The following is a 16,506-nucleotide window of genomic DNA, read 5'->3' on the forward strand; positions in this document are numbered from 1 at the left end:
TAGTGGCACTTTTGTGTTAAAGTCTCATTGTTTAAGATAGACCATATGACTTAGGAGAGCTTAATGTCACGTCAAGTTATTCATACTGAACACGCCCCTGCTGCTATCGGAACATATTCTCAGGCAATTCTTGTTGGCAATACGCTCTATCTTTCAGGCCAGATCGGTTTAGATCCGTACAGTATGGAACTTGTAGAAGGCATTGAAGCGCAAATCCGCCGTGTATTCGACAACCTGAAGGCGGTATGTACTGCGGCGGGCGGTAGTCTGGCAGATATTGCCAAACTGAATATCTTTTTGACTGACCTGTCGCATTTTCAACTGGTGAACCAGATCATGGGCGAATATTTTGCACAACCTTATCCTGCACGTGCAGCATTGGGTGTAGCTAGCCTGCCAAAAGGTGCTTTAGTTGAAATGGATGGCATTGTGATCATCCCGTAATATTTTCTTAATCAAATTCAAATAGCTAAAATAAATTTAAAGTCCAGATGATGGATACCACTTGCGTAGAATGCTGACCAGCACTCAGATTTCCGCTCAAGTGGTATTTTTTTATTCAAATTCCCAATAGATTTAGCCCCGACATCAGAATGAAATTCATTGACAAACGATAACAATTATCAATAATATCAATTATCGCATTTATATTTGTGGATCACTCCCATGTATGTCTGTTTATGTCGTGGAATTACAGATCAGGATATCAAGGATGCTGTTGCAAACGGCGCTGAGAGCTATCGTGAAATCCGTGAGCTACTCGACCTGGGTACATGTTGTGGTCGTTGTGCTCCTGAAGCACGTGCAATCATCAGCGAAGAGCTTGCCGAAATTGCAGCACGCATCTCGATTGCAGCCTGATCTATTTTAAATATTATTTCTCGATTCAACTGATCTGTTACGACTCCACCGCTTCTTGCAGAACCCCAAAAGTTCCTCATCCAGCGGTTTTTTTATGGATACTCTCCCCCCTTCCAATCAGATCCTAAAGTGCCTGTAGCATTTCTTATGATTGTGATTTTCATTTGCCGTTCTATAAATTACTCGCCAGAATATTATTTGTTGATTAATATAATATAAATTGCCTTATCGACTAGGGCATCGACATGTGGTGTTTTTGGAGTAAACGCAATGAAAGGCAATCGTGAAGTTATCAATCAACTGAATCAGGTGCTTTACCACCATTTAACTGCCATCAATCAATATTTCTTACACTCCCGTATGTTTAATGACTGGGGCATTGAGCAATTGGGTTCGGCTGAATATAAAGAATCAATCCGCCAGATGAAACATGCGGATAAAATCATTGAGCGTATCCTGTTTCTGGAAGGCTTACCGAATTTACAGCATCTGGGCAAACTCTATATTGGCCAGCATACCGAAGAAGTCTTAAATTGCGATATTCGCAAGGTTAAAGAGAATATTGAAGCGCTCAAGCAAGCCGTTGAACTTGCTGAAATCCAGCAGGATTATGTGACCCGTGACCTGGTACAGGAAATTTTAGAGAAAGAAGAAGAATATTGGGACTGGCTCGATACACAACTTGATCTGGTTGAAAATGTCGGCATTGAAAATTATATTCAAAGCCAACTCTAAACAGATTTAAAGCCACAATTTTTCTGGCTTTAACCCTAAAAAAAGCCCTATATAGGGCTTTTTTTATTTTGTGCGATTATTCAGTTCGATAACTTCCGCCAGACTCAGCTTTTGCTGATACAGACTTTGCAATAAAAAGAGCTGTTGCTCGGCCTCACTCATCTTATGATTATAAGCGAGTAATTGCGCATATTTTTTCAGGTTATACGGCGTCGCTTTATTCCTGACCATGGCATCAATCTGCTTGAGATCAGCATCAGACATTAAGGTTTGAGGTTGCAATGCAATCCAGTCAAGGCGTTGCTGAAACTGGCTCAACAGTAAAATTCTAGAACTTCCCAAAATTTCAGTGGTGGGCTGCTGTTTTTTAAAGATCTGCCGACTATGCTGCTGAAACAGCTTGTAATCTCTCCAGACCAGTAACATCATCACCACAGCAAGCAACCAGATCAAACGAATCACATTTTTATATAAGGTGATGCCTTTCAGATTTGGCGTTTGTGCCTGAATTAGTCCCAGCAAGAAGCCCATGGGCAGCAAGAAATAGGCATAACGTTGCGGAAACTCCAGCATGGCATGTATCAGGATTGCAGATACCATTAAAATGGCAATGACAGAGGTGGTGTCCTTGGCATTTCGGTCTAGCCAGAACAACCAGGCGGCCATATAAGCAATGATCAGGCCACCTAAAGGTAAGCCATTCCATACCAGAATATCTAGAAGCACATTGTGGGCACTGATTACCCATTCAAGATTAGGGTGCAAATTAAAAACGCTTATCTGGGCAATACTGGTCTGATTCCAGCCATAGCCAAACCATGGTTGTTGCTGCAATGCCAACAACATTTGTGTCCAGATTTCAAAACGCAGATAGCCTGAGCTGGCGCGTTCTACCAAGCTGTTGGTTTGTACCAGCTCTGAACCGGATAAGGTTTGAATAAGGCCTTCAATGGCAGGTAAACCCCAAGCAGCAAGGATAAAAAAGCCTGCACACCAGCACAATAATAGAGGAAACTTGAAACGCGGTTGCTGCCTGTATTGTTTATAGCCCCAGTAAAACAGGACAAAGAGACAGACCACCCACGGAGTTCTGGACTGGCTTAAGGCAATGCTAAATAAAATCAGCAAACTGGCAGGAACGAGATACCAAGCAGATATCCTGTTTTTTTCATAAAGATATAATGCGCCCAGCAAGCCCATAATCAGAAAGGTCGCCAAATGGTTGGGCTGACCAAAATTGGCATAAGGGCGATCCCCTTTTAGTTGCATGACCCCATTCATTACTCCTCCAAGCCCACACCATTGTAGAATTGCCATCACACTACAAATGATGGAAACACCCAGCACCAGCTTGGAAAACTCACGCATGATCAGTTCACGGTTTTCAGGCTTGAGAGATAGGTTAAAGCCCAGCACAATCATGAACCAGAAGGCAAATACATAAACCGAGCTTAAAAGAGCGACACTGAAATCATTGACCAGCCCAAAACCCCACTGAATCAAAGGGACAATGATTACCGGAGCTATTAAAAGCTGAGGACGGGCAACCTGAATTTTTTTATTGAGGAAAATCGCCAGTAACGCCAAAGCGGCGCCAAAAGCGGCCAGATCACCAGAAAAAGTCACCCAGGGATAGGTATGGAACGGGGAGAGCCAGGCAAAACTGATCAAAATGCCGGCCAGAAAAAAGCATATAAATTGCATACTTTGTACATGTAAAAAAGGCTTAGGAGATTATATCGCTAAGCCTTAACCGACAAATCAAATATAAGATAAAAACTACAATTTACTTCCACGGACGTAAGTCGACAATCTTCACCACTTCGCCTGTTTCTTTGTTAATGAGAACGGTCATATCAACAGCATTTGCTTCCCAAAGAACAAAAGCTATGACTTTAGGATAACACACTAGACGAAATACTAACCACGCTAAATCGCATGGAGAAACCATTCAAAACCTAAAGAATCATATTCAAATAAAAAAAATTCCTTTTTGCATCCACACTAATAAATTTAGTAATAGTTAATAAATAAAATCATTCTTATAATTTTTATTTTTCCAGTAAGTCATTATATGAAACATCAATCCCATACAGAATATTTAAAATTTTTAATTGTCTATCTGCCTCATCCTTGTAGCCATTAAATGCTAGTAATTGTGCGTATTTATGAATATCATAGGGTTTGAGGTAAGTTTTTACCATCTTTTCTCCTAACATTAGTTTCTCTGGAGAAACTTTCATTTTAGGGTATAATGCTAGCCATTTAGCACGATCATCAAAAAAATCAAAAAAGTATAAATGATAGGGTAATTTAACCTCATCTCTTAAATCACCCATAGCATGTAAACGGCCTGAAAATAAATTATCTTCTATTTTCAAATATTCCTTAAAAATTACAGCCCCTAAAAAAAAACTACTAAAGAATATAAATACGATTAAAATTTGATTTAAAAATATAAATTTATTTTCACTTTTTAATAAAACACCAAAAATCAAACCAATTGGCATTAAAAAATATGAAAAATACAGAGGGAATTCTAAAAAACTATGGATCAACACTGATGACACAACCAAAAATAAAAAAATATCTCCAACACCTTCTATACTAAAATAAGCCCTAACATATAAATAGACAAAATAACTAGAAATTAAAAAACCTAATGGTATACCACACCAAACCAATATATCTAATATTAAGTTATGCGAGCTTGTCGCCCACTCTTTTCCAGGAAATTGATCAATAACTTCAAATTGTGCAGCTGTCGTCTGATTCCATCCATATCCAAACCAAGGTTTCTGTAAAATTGCATGAAAAATTTGATTCCAAATTTTAAACCTTTCATAACCACTGGATACTCTTTCCACTATTGAACCAGTATCTATTATATTAAAATATTGGCCAATAAATTCGTTTATTAAGGGCAAAATAAAAATACATAAAACAAAAAAAGTACCTCCTGCCAATAGATTTATTTTCGAAATCCTCATATTATATTTTTTATTTATGAGAAACAAAAAAATCGAAGAAAATAAAATAATTAACCATGCCGTTCTCGACTGTGTTAATGCAATTGAAAAATAAAAAATAGAACATAGAACATAAAAAAGACCCTTACCGATCTTCTTATTTTCAAAAAAATGCCAACAAGAAAAAAGACCCGTACATAAAAAAGTTGCCAAATGGTTTGGTTGAGCCATATTTGCATAGGGTCTAGAACCTACCAAATTCATAATAAATCCAGAATCCTTAGATAGACCCAACCACTGTATAATTGCAAAAAAACTTGAAAGTATACTAATACTTAAGAAAAATGCAGCTAAAAAAAGTTTAATATCTATTATATTATTTATTTTTAAATTATACCCCAATACAATCATTAATAAAAAGAATAATAAGTATATAAAAGAAAAAAAAGCATTAAAAAAGAAAAAAACATAACCCAAAGAAAATTGAATTAATGGAATAAGTAAAATTAAAAATAATGGAAGAATAATTCTAGGAACTTCTATTTTTATTTTAAATAAAAATGGAAGCAAAGTCAGGCAACCTATAAAACAAAAAAATTCTGAAAAAAAGCCCACCAAAGGTAAAGCATGTACAGGATTTAAGATCGACAAGGTAAAAAATAAGAATGAAATTGTAATCAATGGGCGATATGATATATACATTCTATTAAAATTCCATTTTTCAAAAACTAACATAAAAAAGTTATATTTAAATCTATGCTTATTATATCTCAAAATTTAAAATTAATTACGACAATTTGCAGGTACGTATCTAGCATTATTTGTAAGATCATCAACCGAACAAACCCAAGTTATTTGATTCTGTGCAACTGTTCCAGCTGATATAGGTATACTATTTTCTGCTCCATCATATGGTGTTAACTTTAGTTTTATATTTTTCACCTTTGCAGTATAAGTAATCACTATTTCTCCATTATTAATATTAGGTGTAATACTTGTAACATTTGTAGTTGCCGTAAAGAAACTAGGAATCCCTAATGTTAAATTAGATGCACCATTGCTCGCATTTTCTACAACTATTGTTTTATAAGGAAACGCTAAATTCAGCCCTTCTGTTACTTTAGCACGTATCATATAGTCCTGATATGCTGGAATTGCTATAATAGCCAAGATACCAATAATCGCAACTACTATAATTAATTCAATTAGTGTAAAACCTTTTGCAGCTTCCATTTGTTCATTCTCCCATTTATCATTACTTTAATAAACAAGAATCATGCCAAATTACAAATATATGTTTTTTATAATTTTTATATATTAAAAAATACTTCCAAGGCACAAAAAGACCTTTTTCGTCACTTTATGAACTTAATATTACTTATAAAAATGCCAGCTATAAAAGCTGGCATTTTCATTCTAAAAATAAATTAGATACGGCAATTTGCAGGAACGTATTTAGAATTAGCCGCACTATCTACTGCACAAACCCAAGTAATTTGATTTACAGGAACTTTGTTATTAGCAATTGCGTTACCATTTTCTGCACCATCTTTTGGTGTTAAAGTAATTACTACATCTTTTACCGTAGGTTGATAAGTAATTGTAATAACACCAGTTGTTGCCGCTGCCACAATAGATTTTACATTTTTCGTTGCAACAAAGTTAGGAACACCAAGAGTTAAATCAGATGCAGCATTACCCGCATTTTCAGCAATCACTGTTTTGTAAGAAGATGCCAAGTTTAAACCTTCCGTTACTTTAGAACGAACGATGTAATCCTGATACGCAGGAATCGCAATTGCCGCCAAAATACCAATGATCGCCACAACGATCATCAATTCGATAAGAGTAAAACCCTTTTGCATTGATTTCATAACATTTCTCCAATGGATATTTTTATAAGCTTTTTTCAGCTACTTAGTATTTAGCATGTTTTATGCCAGTCCTTAGCTTAGCCAATTTTACTCTAAAAAAACAGGGACTTAAAAAAAATTCATGTTGGCTAAAAGCAGCGCAATTTAGACATTTTAAGAAAAAAAATGACAATTAGCGTCAGCTTTAATGCTTTATTATGCGTTTTTCTAGATATCAAATTTGATTATTTTCGAATTGTATTTAAATTGAGCGACCTGAATCACACAATATTTATCTGAATTATTTTTTTATTTTTGTTGCCGTTTATCGGAAGCCTGTAGAAAAGCTTGCTATCCAGAAAACCAACTATACAGACTCGTCTGCACAATAATTTATTTTTTCTAAAATAACAAGCATGATTTTGATGTTAAATTAAAAGCCGGCTCTAATTTAAAATGATCGGTTCGTTTGGTAGTTCATTGTGGTCATTTACATCAGATTTTACATAATACTGATCCAGAATCTGTCCGATCTCGGCAACACCCTGGGTGACTGCATGTAGATATTGCTTCTGAGCCAGCAACAGCACCATACTTTGACAAATCCTATGCCAGGTTTCGGTTTGGGTCGCGTTCTTCAATCCCCGATCAATCACGATTTCAACTTTACGTTCGCACAGGTTCAAATACAGCAGCACGCCACTATTTAGCTCAGTATCCCAGACACCGAGCTCAGCAAAGAGCTGCTGTGCCCGTAAGCGGGTATTCTGATGATAGGCTTGCGAACAGGGAATGTGCCCTTCAATCACCACCTGAATCTCACCCACATGGCCCTTTTCTGCCTGCTGTACCGCTTTGGCAATCTCGGACCGGTCCTGCTTGCTAAAATAACGATGAGCAGATGAAACATAGAGAAAATGCCTGAACCAGCGTTTTACACTCGGTTGCACATGATCATCCAGTTTCGGCTGGGTAATAATCTGTGTTGTATCTGTCTTTGTTACCATGAGCCTGATGCTCCTCCCCCACCAAAGCTACCGCCGCCGCCGCTATAACCACCGCCGCCGCCAAAACCTCCACCTCCGCCACCGCCGCCGCGCCCGCTGCCAGACAAGAACATCTGGAAAATCAGTTGTGCAAGTGAAGTAATCAGTAAAAAGAAAATTCCCACACCGAGCAGCAAGCTCATGACCAGCCCGGCTCCATTGACCAGCCCTGCAGCAGTTGCCGCCACTGCTGCTGTTGAGGCACTCAAACGGTTACCCACAATAAATGAGCCAATCACACCTGCAATCAGGATAAACAGGGCCATGGTCAAGGTATTTTCCCTGGCCTGCTGTGCGTGTAAGGCTTGCTCATGGCGTTCTTTCAACTCTTGTGCTGCCTGTTGTGCAACTTCAGGGTCCAGGTTCACAATACGGCTAATTTCGTCCAGACCGGCTGAAATCCCTTGCGCGTATTGTCCCTGTTTAAAAGCAGGCGTAATCTGATTGCGGATAATCCGGCTGAGGACCAGATCAGGCAGCACCCCTTCCAGACCATAACCGGTCAGAATCTGGATTTTGCGGTCATTGACTGCAATTGCCATCAACAGCCCATTATCACGTTTTGCCGAGCCCAGTTGCCACTTTTCTCCGGCACGTAATGCAAAATCGAAAATCGCTTCCTGACCCGTGGTCGGCACGATAATCACACCCACTTGGGCCTTGCCCTGCTGGTAAAGACTCAGGATTTTCTGGTTAAGTTGCTGTAATTCTGCATCACTTAAGATTTTGGCCTGATCAATCACCGGCTGGTTTAAACTCGGCAAGTCACGGATAGACTCACCCTCGGCCATGTCATCGGCGACTTTAGGCAATACTGATGTTTCAGTATTCGTGCTGCTTGCAGGTGCGGTTTTATTGGTTTGCTGTTCCTGAATAATTTTACCTGCAACCACCAGATCACTCTGATCTGTTGCGGTTGCAACCTCGGCCCAGACCGTATGTTGAAAACAAAGTGTGGCAAAAAGCAGTAATAGCCCAGCTAAAACAGGCTGTGTTCGCTTCTGCTGTAACGCTCCAGACATACGGTCACTCCCCACCATTCAAAAACAATTTCAAAACTTAGTTAAATGAAACTGTTGGTGCTTGTTGAGCAGACTGCTCCGCCTTGAAGTTTTCTTTGGTTTTCATACCAATTACTTTAGCCGTCAAGGCCTGAGGGAACTGGCGTACATAGCCATTGTAGTCCTGAACCGTGGTAATATAACGGTTACGGGCAACTGCAATACGGTTTTCGGTCCCTTCAAGCTGGGCCTGCAAGTCACGGAACTGTTCATTGGCCTTCAGGTCAGGATAATTTTCCGATACGGCAATCAGACGTGACAATGCACCGGTCAGCTGGCTTTGAGCCTGTTGGTATTTTTCAAATAACGCAGGGTCTTCCAGTACTTCCTTGTCAACTTTTAAGCCCGCCACATTTGAACGTGCCTGTGTCACTTCCGTGAGCACCTGTTCTTCATGTTTGGCATAGCCTTTCACCACATTGACCAGATTCGGTACCAGGTCAGCACGGCGTTGATATTGGTTCTGTACCTCAGACCAGGAAGCATTCACCGCTTCATCTTTCACCTGTAAAGTGTTATAGCCGCAGCCTGTAAACAGAAGTGTGCTAGCCAATACAGTTGCGAGTGCAGTTTGTTTCATAACTTTCATAAAAATTTATCCTCAAGTTTTTCTTTATATTTTTGCGATAGTTCATTGTAATGGGATTTTTTGCTGGCTGTGTAACATTTATTAAATTTGCTTGATGACTCTTTAAATAAAAAAAGCATTACCCCCACTTGTTGAGTAATGCCATGCTAAGCAAACCTTTGGAAAAACCATATTTATTAACTGTAAAGCCGTGAAGCAGCCTCCTCCTGAAAACTTGCCATACCGTATTCATCTGCCATGCGTGCTTTCCAGTAATTGACCAGCACCGTGTAATCATGTTTGGCCGGATGAAAATCGGCTCTATAATAAGACAGATACTCGGGAACAAGTTGCACCAGCATTTTGGCAAGCAAATACACCCCAAACAGGTTGCCTCCCACTTTTGGCAGACTTTTCCATTTGTCCTGCCAGATCAGCCGGGAAGTCGCATAAAAAGTCAGGCTGGCAAAGCCTGTAGTGACACTACGCATCAGCAGACGGCGAATCCGGTCATCACCATAGACGTGCTGATAAACGTCAAAAGCGACGGAACGATGCTCAATTTCCTCAATCGCATGCCACACCCACAGTTTCATGGCATCTTCATCCAGTGTACTGAGGATTTCCGGATGTTTCAGGATATAGCCGCCTAACATGGCAGTAAAGTGCTCAAAGGCACAGGTCAGCGCCAGTTGTAATTTGGGATGGATGTTCCGGAGCAAGTCATCGCGCTGCGCCAGCCATGCCTGAAAGCGGTCAAGGTTATAATCATCCCGTCGCCATGCATCATTAAATTCGGTATGCGCTTTGGAGTGCATGGCCTCTTGCCCGATAAAAGCAGCGATTTGTGCCTGTAATTGCGGGTCTTGAACTTTATCCCTGACATTACGCACGCTATTGACGAAATACTGCTCACCAATCGGGAAAGTAGAAGAAAGTGCAGTCAGCAGATGCGACATGACGGGGGAATTGGCAAAATAATGCCGTTTGATTTTGGCAGGATTAAACTGTAAGCGACGTACGGTAATCCCCAATGCCTTGGGGCGATTTAAATAGCTTTTTTCCACCTTCACATTTGCAAGTGCCATTGTGATTACCTTGTGCATATTCGGGATCTGGTTCGAGTATTGCGCCGGACACCCGGCTCGGACAGGGCAAAAAAGCTTAGAAAGTTTGCCAAAACTACCAAAATGACCAGTGGAAAAAACAAAGCCTGCATCAAGCAGGCTGTGTTTAAACGATATTTATGCAGGCAGAGTTAGACCCCGAGATAATCCAGAATGCCTTCCGCAGCTTGTCGGCCTTCCCAGATGGCAGTAACCACCAGGTCAGAACCCCGCACCATATCGCCACCTGCAAAGATTTTTGGATTTGAGGTCTGGAACTTGAACTGTTGCTGTTCAGCCGCAATCACACGACCAGAACCATCCAGACTCACATTGGCATGACCGAACCAGTCTGCCGGACTTGGACGGAAACCAAAAGCAAGCAAGACCGCATCTGCTGGCAAGATTTCTTCAGAGCCCGGAATCGGTTCCGGACTGCGGCGGCCACGGCTGTCCGGCTCACCCATTTGTGTGGTGACCACTTTAACCCCCGTCACTTTGCCATTTTCACCCACAATTTCAACAGGCTGACGGTTGAACAGGAATTTCACTCCCTCTTCATAGGCATTTTTAACCTCACGTGCAGAACCCGGCATGTTGCTTTCATCACGACGATAGGCACAGGTCACATCATGTGCACCCTGGCGTAATGAAGTCCGGTTACAGTCCATCGCTGTATCGCCACCACCCAGCACGATGACTTTTTTGCCATCCACACTGATGTATTCGCTCGGGTCTTTTTCCCAGCCCTGACAACGGTTCACATTTGCAATCAGGAAATCCAGTGCATCATATACGCCATCGAGCTCTTCACCCGGGAAACCGCCTTTCATATAGGTGTAGGTGCCCATTCCCATAAACACGGCATCGTATTCGGCAAGTAACTGCTCAATGGTAACATCCACACCAATCTCGGTATTTAAACGGAACTCGATGCCCATACCGGTAAAAATTTCGCGACGACGTTTCATCACATCTTTTTCCATTTTAAATTCTGGAATACCGAATGTGAGCAGGCCACCAATTTCAGGACGCTTATCAAAGACGACCGGTTTGACACCACCACGTGCCAGAATATCTGCACAGCCCAACCCAGCCGGGCCGGCGCCGATGATCGCCACTTTTTTATTGGTCCATTTGACGCTGGACATATCTGGACGCCAGCCCAGTGCAAAGGCAGTATCGTTGATATATTTTTCAGCATTACCAATAGTTACGGCACCAAAACCATCGTTTAAGGTACAGGCCCCTTCACATAGACGGTCCTGCGGGCAGACACGGCCACACACTTCCGGCAAGGTATTGGTTTGATGGCAAAGCTCGGCCGCCTGGAAAATCTGGCCTTCTGCAATCAGTTTTAACCAGTTTGGAATGTAGTTATGTACCGGACATTTCCATTCACAATAGGGATTACCGCAACCTAAACAGCGGTGGGTCTGGTTAGCAGCCACTTCTGCAGTAAAAGGTTTATAAATTTCCACAAACTCTGCTTTGCGGACAGTAATATCTTTTTTCTCTGGATCTTGACGTGCTACATCCAGAAATTGAAAGTCATTATTGAGGCGTTCTGCCATGTCTCTCTCCGTGGGTAGGCGCAGCGATGTCCTTCATCTTTCTGCGCCAGCCTATGTCTTTGCAGTCGTGGAATTATTGTGGATCGGCTTGAGTTGTTTTTAAAAGCGTTTGCAAATTAGCAGCTTTTGGTTTTACAAGCCAGAACTTACGGCTATAGAAGTCAAACTCGTTACGGATCTTGTATGCCCAGGCACTACCCGTTTCCTTGATATGTTCATCCAGGATACGTAACAGGTTTTCCTTGTGATCTTCCATCGACTCGGTAGAGATACGGTTCAGGTCAATCAGTTCATGGTTGTAGTAGTCTACAAAGTCATTATCCAGATCAAGGACATAGGCAAAACCGCCAGTCATGCCCGCACCGAAGTTATGCCCGACTTTACCCAATACCGTTACTACACCGCCAGTCATGTATTCACAGCAGTGATCGCCTGCACCTTCAATGACAGCAAATGCACCCGAGTTACGAACAGCAAAACGCTCGCCCGCGGTCCCGGCAGCAAATAACTTACCACCCGTTGCACCGTATAAGCAGGTGTTCCCGATAATGGCCGTATTTTGGGTCTGGAATGGTGAACCTTTTGGTGGGAAGATCGAGACACGACCGCCCGCCATGCCTTTACCGACATAGTCGTTGGCATCACCCTCAAGCTTGATATGCAGACCGCCTGCATTCCATACCCCCAGTGACTGGCCAGCCGTACCTTCCAGATTCATGATGACAGGACTGTTTTCCATGCCAAGGTTGCCATAGCGACGGGCAATTTCACCCGAGATACGCGCACCGATCGAACGGTCGCAGTTACCGACAGTGAAGTTGAATGAACCACCTGTACCCGCTTCAATTGCCGGCAACATTTCTGCCACCATCTGTTCTGCAAGAACACCTTTATCAAATGGTGCATTGCCCTGAACCTGACAATATTGCGCCTTACCTTCGGCAGCAGGATGTGAAGTCAATAGTGCACTCAGGTCAAGATGGGCATGTTTGTCGGTTTCGCCCGGCAACACTTCAAGCAAATCTACACGGCCAATCAGGTCTTTCAATGAAGCAACACCTAATGCAGCTAGCCACTCACGGGTTTCTTCTGCAATAAACTTGAAGAAGTTGATCAGCATTTCAGGTTCACCAATATAGTGTTCCTGACGTAAATGATCTTGCTGTGTTGCAACGCCGGTTGCACAGTTGTTCAAGTGACAGATACGCAGGTATTTACACCCCAGAGCAATCATTGGAGTAGAACCGAAACCAAAGCTTTCTGCACCTAAAATCGCAGCCTTGATCACATCCAGACCGGTTTTCAGGCCACCATCGGTCTGTACACGCACCTTGCCACGCAGGTCATTGACACGTAAGGCCTGATGCGCTTCGCTAAGACCCAGTTCCCACGGTGAACCCGCATGGTGAATCGATGACAGTGGGGATGCCGCTGTACCACCGTCATAACCAGAAATGGTAATGAAGTCGGCATAAGCTTTTGCAACACCCGCAGCAATGGTACCCACTCCCGGCTCAGAGACCAGCTTGACCGATACCATGGCCTGAGGATTGACCTGTTTCAAGTCAAAGATCAACTGTGATAAGTCTTCAATCGAATAAATATCATGGTGTGGTGGTGGTGAAATCAGGGTCACACCTGGCACCGAGTAACGTAAACGGGCAATCAGGCCATTGACCTTACCACCCGGTAACTGGCCACCCTCACCCGGTTTTGCACCTTGGGCTACCTTGATCTGCAACACTTCAGCAGAGGTCAGGTAAGCAGGCGTTACCCCAAAACGACCTGATGCAATCTGCTTGATTTTGGAGTTACGAATCGTGCCATAACGCGCAGGGTCTTCACCACCCTCACCCGAGTTGGAACGGCCACCAATGGTATTCATGGCAATCGCAATTGCTTCATGTGCTTCTGGTGATAATGCACCTAAAGACATACCCGCAGAGTCAAAACGTGGCAGGATGTCTTCAATACTTTCAACCTGATCCAGCGCAATGGCTTCTGTGGTTTTTAACTTGAATAAATCACGGATGGTCGCCACTGGACGGTTATTTACCAGTTCTGCGTATGCTTTAAAATCCTGATATTGGCCTGAACGTACCGCTTTATGCAAGGCATTGATTACGTCTGGATTAAACGCGTGGTACTCTTTACCAAAGACAAACTTGAGCAAACCACCTTGATCAATCGGCTTGCGGTTCTGCCAGGCAGTCGTTGCCAATTTCTTCTGGTCATTTTCCAGATCGGCAAAGGTTGCTCCCTGAATACGGCTCGGTACGCCAAGGAAACATTTGTCCACGACTTCTGAAGATAACCCTACCGCTTCAAATAGCTGACCGCCACGATAAGAAGCAACAGTCGAGATACCCATTTTAGACAGTACTTTCAGCAAGCCTTTCTCAATCCCTTTACGGAAGTTGGCCTGTGCCTGAATCGGGTCGCCAAGCAACTCGCCTTTTGCAACCAGATCATTGATCACATCATAAGCAAGATATGGATAGACTGCAGTGGCACCAAAGCCTAGTAATACCGCAAACTGATGTGGATCACGGGCAAAACCGGTTTCGACCAGAATGTTGGCATCGGTACGTAGACCCGTTTTAATCAGATGGTGATGCACAGCTCCAGTTGCCAATGCAGCATTTGCAGGCAAGAACCCTTCACGGAAGTTTTTATCGGTTAATACAATTAACGTTTTCCCATCGCGAACCGCTTGCGCCGATTCCTCACAGATCCGCTCAATTGCCGCCTGTAAGCCTTCGGCTTCAGCATAGTTCAGGTCAATATCCACCACGCCATAGCCTTCACGCTCTTTTTCCACATCGCGAAGCTGCTGCATTTTTGAATTTGACAACACCGGACTGGAAATGATGATACGGTCGGCATGTTCCGGGCCTTGCTCAAACACATTCTGTTCACGACCTAAACAGGTTTCCAGCGACATCACGATCGATTCACGTAATGGATCGATTGGCGGGTTGGTCACCTGAGCAAACTGCTGGCGGAAATAGTCAGACACATGACGTACCTGACGGGACAACACCGCCATTGGAGTATCATCACCCATTGAGCCAACCGCTTCCTGACCGCTTTCTGCGATTGGACGTAATAGCTGGTCACGCTCTTCAAATGTCACCATAAACATTTTTTGTGCCGCTTTCAGCTTGTCGCCTGTCAGACCCTGATCGACCAGTTGCTCTTCAAGCTGTGGATTGGCCTGTAAACGGATCGCATGATCACGCAACCATTCGCGATATGGGCGCATGTTTTTAAGGTGATTGCTGACATCTTTGGTATCTAGTACCTTGCCTGTCAAGGTATCGACAACCAAGATTTGACCCGGACCGACACGGCCTTTGGATACTACATCTTCCGGCTCGTAGCCCCATACCCCGATTTCTGATGCCAGGGTAATGTAATCATTCTTGGTGATGACCCAGCGCGCTGGACGCAAGCCATTACGGTCAAGCATACAGATTGCATGACGACCATCCTGAATTACCAGACCAGCCGGGCCATCCCATGCTTCCATATGCTTTGAGTTAAATTCGTAGAAAGCACGCAGGTCGGCATCCAGTGTTTCCACGTTTTGCCATGCAGGCGGTACCAGCATGCGTAGCGCACGGAACAGGTCCATGCCACCACCGACTAGGATTTCAAGCATGTTATCCAGACTGGATGAATCCGAACCGGTCCGGTTAACGATCGGGTTGAGCTCGGTTAAGCCCGGCAATAACGGGTTTGCAAATTTCGGGGTACGTGCCAAGGCCCAGTTACGGTTTGCAGTAATGGTATTGATCTCACCATTGTGCGCAAGGTAACGGAAAGGCTGGGCCAAAGGCCAGCGTGGCAAGGTATTGGTCGAAAAGCGTTGGTGGAACACCACAATATGTGATTTCAGGCGCTCATCAGCCAGGTCGGTATAGAAGTCAGCAATGGCTGCCGGCATCATCAGGCCTTTATAGCTGATCACGGTCGAGCAAAGTGTGGTCACATAGAAAGAAGGATCATTTTGTAATTGTTGTTCGGCACGACGGCGCGCCAGAAACAGCTTACGGTTAAACTCAATCTCGGTTACCCCCATCGGGCAGTTTACAATGACCTGTTCAAACACAGGCAGAGATTGAAGCGCAATTTCACCGAGTACATCATTATTGGTCGGGACAACACGCCAGGCCAGCACACGTAAGCCATCTGACTCGATTTCTTTGGTTAAAATATTTTTAGAATGTTGCGCCAATGCCGGATCAGTATTTAAAAATACCGTACCTACAGCAAAAATTTCACTGAGTGTAATATCACTGAGTTTTTTTGCTTCATCACGGAAAAATTGCTTTGGCATCGCCAATAACAATCCGCACCCATCTCCTGTCTTGCCATCTGCGGCAATACCACCACGGTGCGTCATGCAACTTAAACTGTGAATCGCAGTTTCGACCAGATGATGGCTTGACTCACCCTTCATATGGGCAATCAGACCAAAACCACAGTTATCCTTAAACTCGTCAGGCTGATATAAACCTTGAGCGGGAGCTACAGTATTAGGCGATGGCATGTGCATAGCGTACCCTTCTTTCAACATGGCTCTTTCGAGCAACAAACATTCAATTCATTTTCTGCGATATTGCCGATCAACTCATTTAAAGTTCAATGCTTCGCGAAAACATTTTTACAGGCGGATTTGCAATATACGCCTTTCTTTTGCAAGAAACAGCGCACTTCGCCTTCTAAAG

The 16,506-nt window shown here is 43.1% G+C and carries 13 protein-coding genes; 3 read left to right on the plus strand and 10 right to left on the minus strand.

What is annotated here, in order from left to right; translation table 11 throughout:
* The first annotated feature begins 63 nt into the window (after positions 1-63).
* The 3 genes from OC23_RS17145 (at position 64) to bfr (ending at position 1,596) form a co-directional block, all read left to right on the plus strand.
* Positions 64-444 (plus strand): RidA family protein, encoded by a 381-nt coding sequence (locus OC23_RS17145; RefSeq protein ID WP_004657462.1) that lies wholly within the window; start codon positions 64-66, stop codon positions 442-444.
* 222 nt (positions 445-666) lie between these two features.
* Positions 667-861 carry a bacterioferritin-associated ferredoxin gene (locus OC23_RS17150; protein ID WP_038346194.1) on the plus strand — a complete coding sequence of 65 codons (195 nt, stop codon included), beginning with the start codon at positions 667-669 and terminating at the stop codon, positions 859-861.
* Between the two features lie 270 nt (positions 862-1,131).
* Positions 1,132-1,596 (plus strand): heteropolymeric bacterioferritin subunit Bfr, encoded by a 465-nt coding sequence (gene bfr, locus OC23_RS17155; RefSeq protein ID WP_038346195.1) that lies wholly within the window; start codon positions 1,132-1,134, stop codon positions 1,594-1,596.
* Between the two features lie 63 nt (positions 1,597-1,659).
* Here the strand turns inward: bfr and OC23_RS17160 are convergent, their stop codons facing one another.
* From OC23_RS17160 to gltB, 10 genes are all read right to left on the minus strand, one after another.
* Positions 1,660-3,300, minus strand: coding sequence for a PglL family O-oligosaccharyltransferase (locus OC23_RS17160; RefSeq protein WP_038346196.1), 1,641 nt, complete (start codon positions 3,298-3,300; stop codon positions 1,660-1,662).
* A gap of 347 nt (positions 3,301-3,647) precedes the next feature.
* The gene (locus OC23_RS17165) at positions 3,648-5,300 is read right to left on the minus strand and encodes a PglL family O-oligosaccharyltransferase (protein ID WP_038346197.1); all 1,653 of its coding nucleotides are present in this window, start codon (positions 5,298-5,300) and stop codon (positions 3,648-3,650) included.
* A gap of 48 nt (positions 5,301-5,348) precedes the next feature.
* Positions 5,349-5,798 (minus strand): pilin, encoded by a 450-nt coding sequence (locus OC23_RS17170; protein ID WP_005238387.1) that lies wholly within the window; start codon positions 5,796-5,798, stop codon positions 5,349-5,351.
* A gap of 194 nt (positions 5,799-5,992) precedes the next feature.
* The gene (locus OC23_RS17180) at positions 5,993-6,430 is read right to left on the minus strand and encodes a pilin (RefSeq protein ID WP_413772410.1); all 438 of its coding nucleotides are present in this window, start codon (positions 6,428-6,430) and stop codon (positions 5,993-5,995) included.
* 434 nt (positions 6,431-6,864) lie between these two features.
* Positions 6,865-7,425, minus strand: coding sequence for a TPM domain-containing protein (locus OC23_RS17185; protein ID WP_038346199.1), 561 nt, complete (start codon positions 7,423-7,425; stop codon positions 6,865-6,867).
* Positions 7,419-8,486 carry a TPM domain-containing protein gene (locus OC23_RS19595; RefSeq protein WP_038346200.1) on the minus strand — a complete coding sequence of 356 codons (1,068 nt, stop codon included), beginning with the start codon at positions 8,484-8,486 and terminating at the stop codon, positions 7,419-7,421. The genes OC23_RS17185 and OC23_RS19595 overlap by 7 nt, the downstream gene beginning before the upstream one ends.
* Positions 8,487-8,523: 37 nt before the next feature.
* Positions 8,524-9,114, minus strand: a complete 591-nt coding sequence (locus tag OC23_RS17195) for a LemA family protein (protein ID WP_005227639.1) — start codon at positions 9,112-9,114, stop codon at positions 8,524-8,526.
* A 176-nt stretch (positions 9,115-9,290) separates the two neighbouring features.
* Positions 9,291-10,181 carry a metal-dependent hydrolase gene (locus OC23_RS17200; RefSeq protein WP_038346201.1) on the minus strand — a complete coding sequence of 297 codons (891 nt, stop codon included), beginning with the start codon at positions 10,179-10,181 and terminating at the stop codon, positions 9,291-9,293.
* A gap of 170 nt (positions 10,182-10,351) precedes the next feature.
* Entirely contained in the window at positions 10,352-11,773 is a 1,422-nt protein-coding gene (locus tag OC23_RS17205) for an FAD-dependent oxidoreductase (RefSeq protein WP_038346202.1), read from the minus strand.
* Positions 11,774-11,846: 73 nt separating this feature from the next.
* A complete protein-coding gene (gene gltB / locus OC23_RS17210) occupies positions 11,847-16,328 on the minus strand; it encodes a glutamate synthase large subunit (RefSeq protein ID WP_171194821.1) in 4,482 nt (1,493 codons plus the stop codon).
* Between the last annotated feature and the right edge of the window lie 178 nt (positions 16,329-16,506).

The sequence above is a fragment of the Acinetobacter sp. A47 genome (assembly GCF_000805455.1).
Classification (GTDB): domain Bacteria; phylum Pseudomonadota; class Gammaproteobacteria; order Pseudomonadales; family Moraxellaceae; genus Acinetobacter.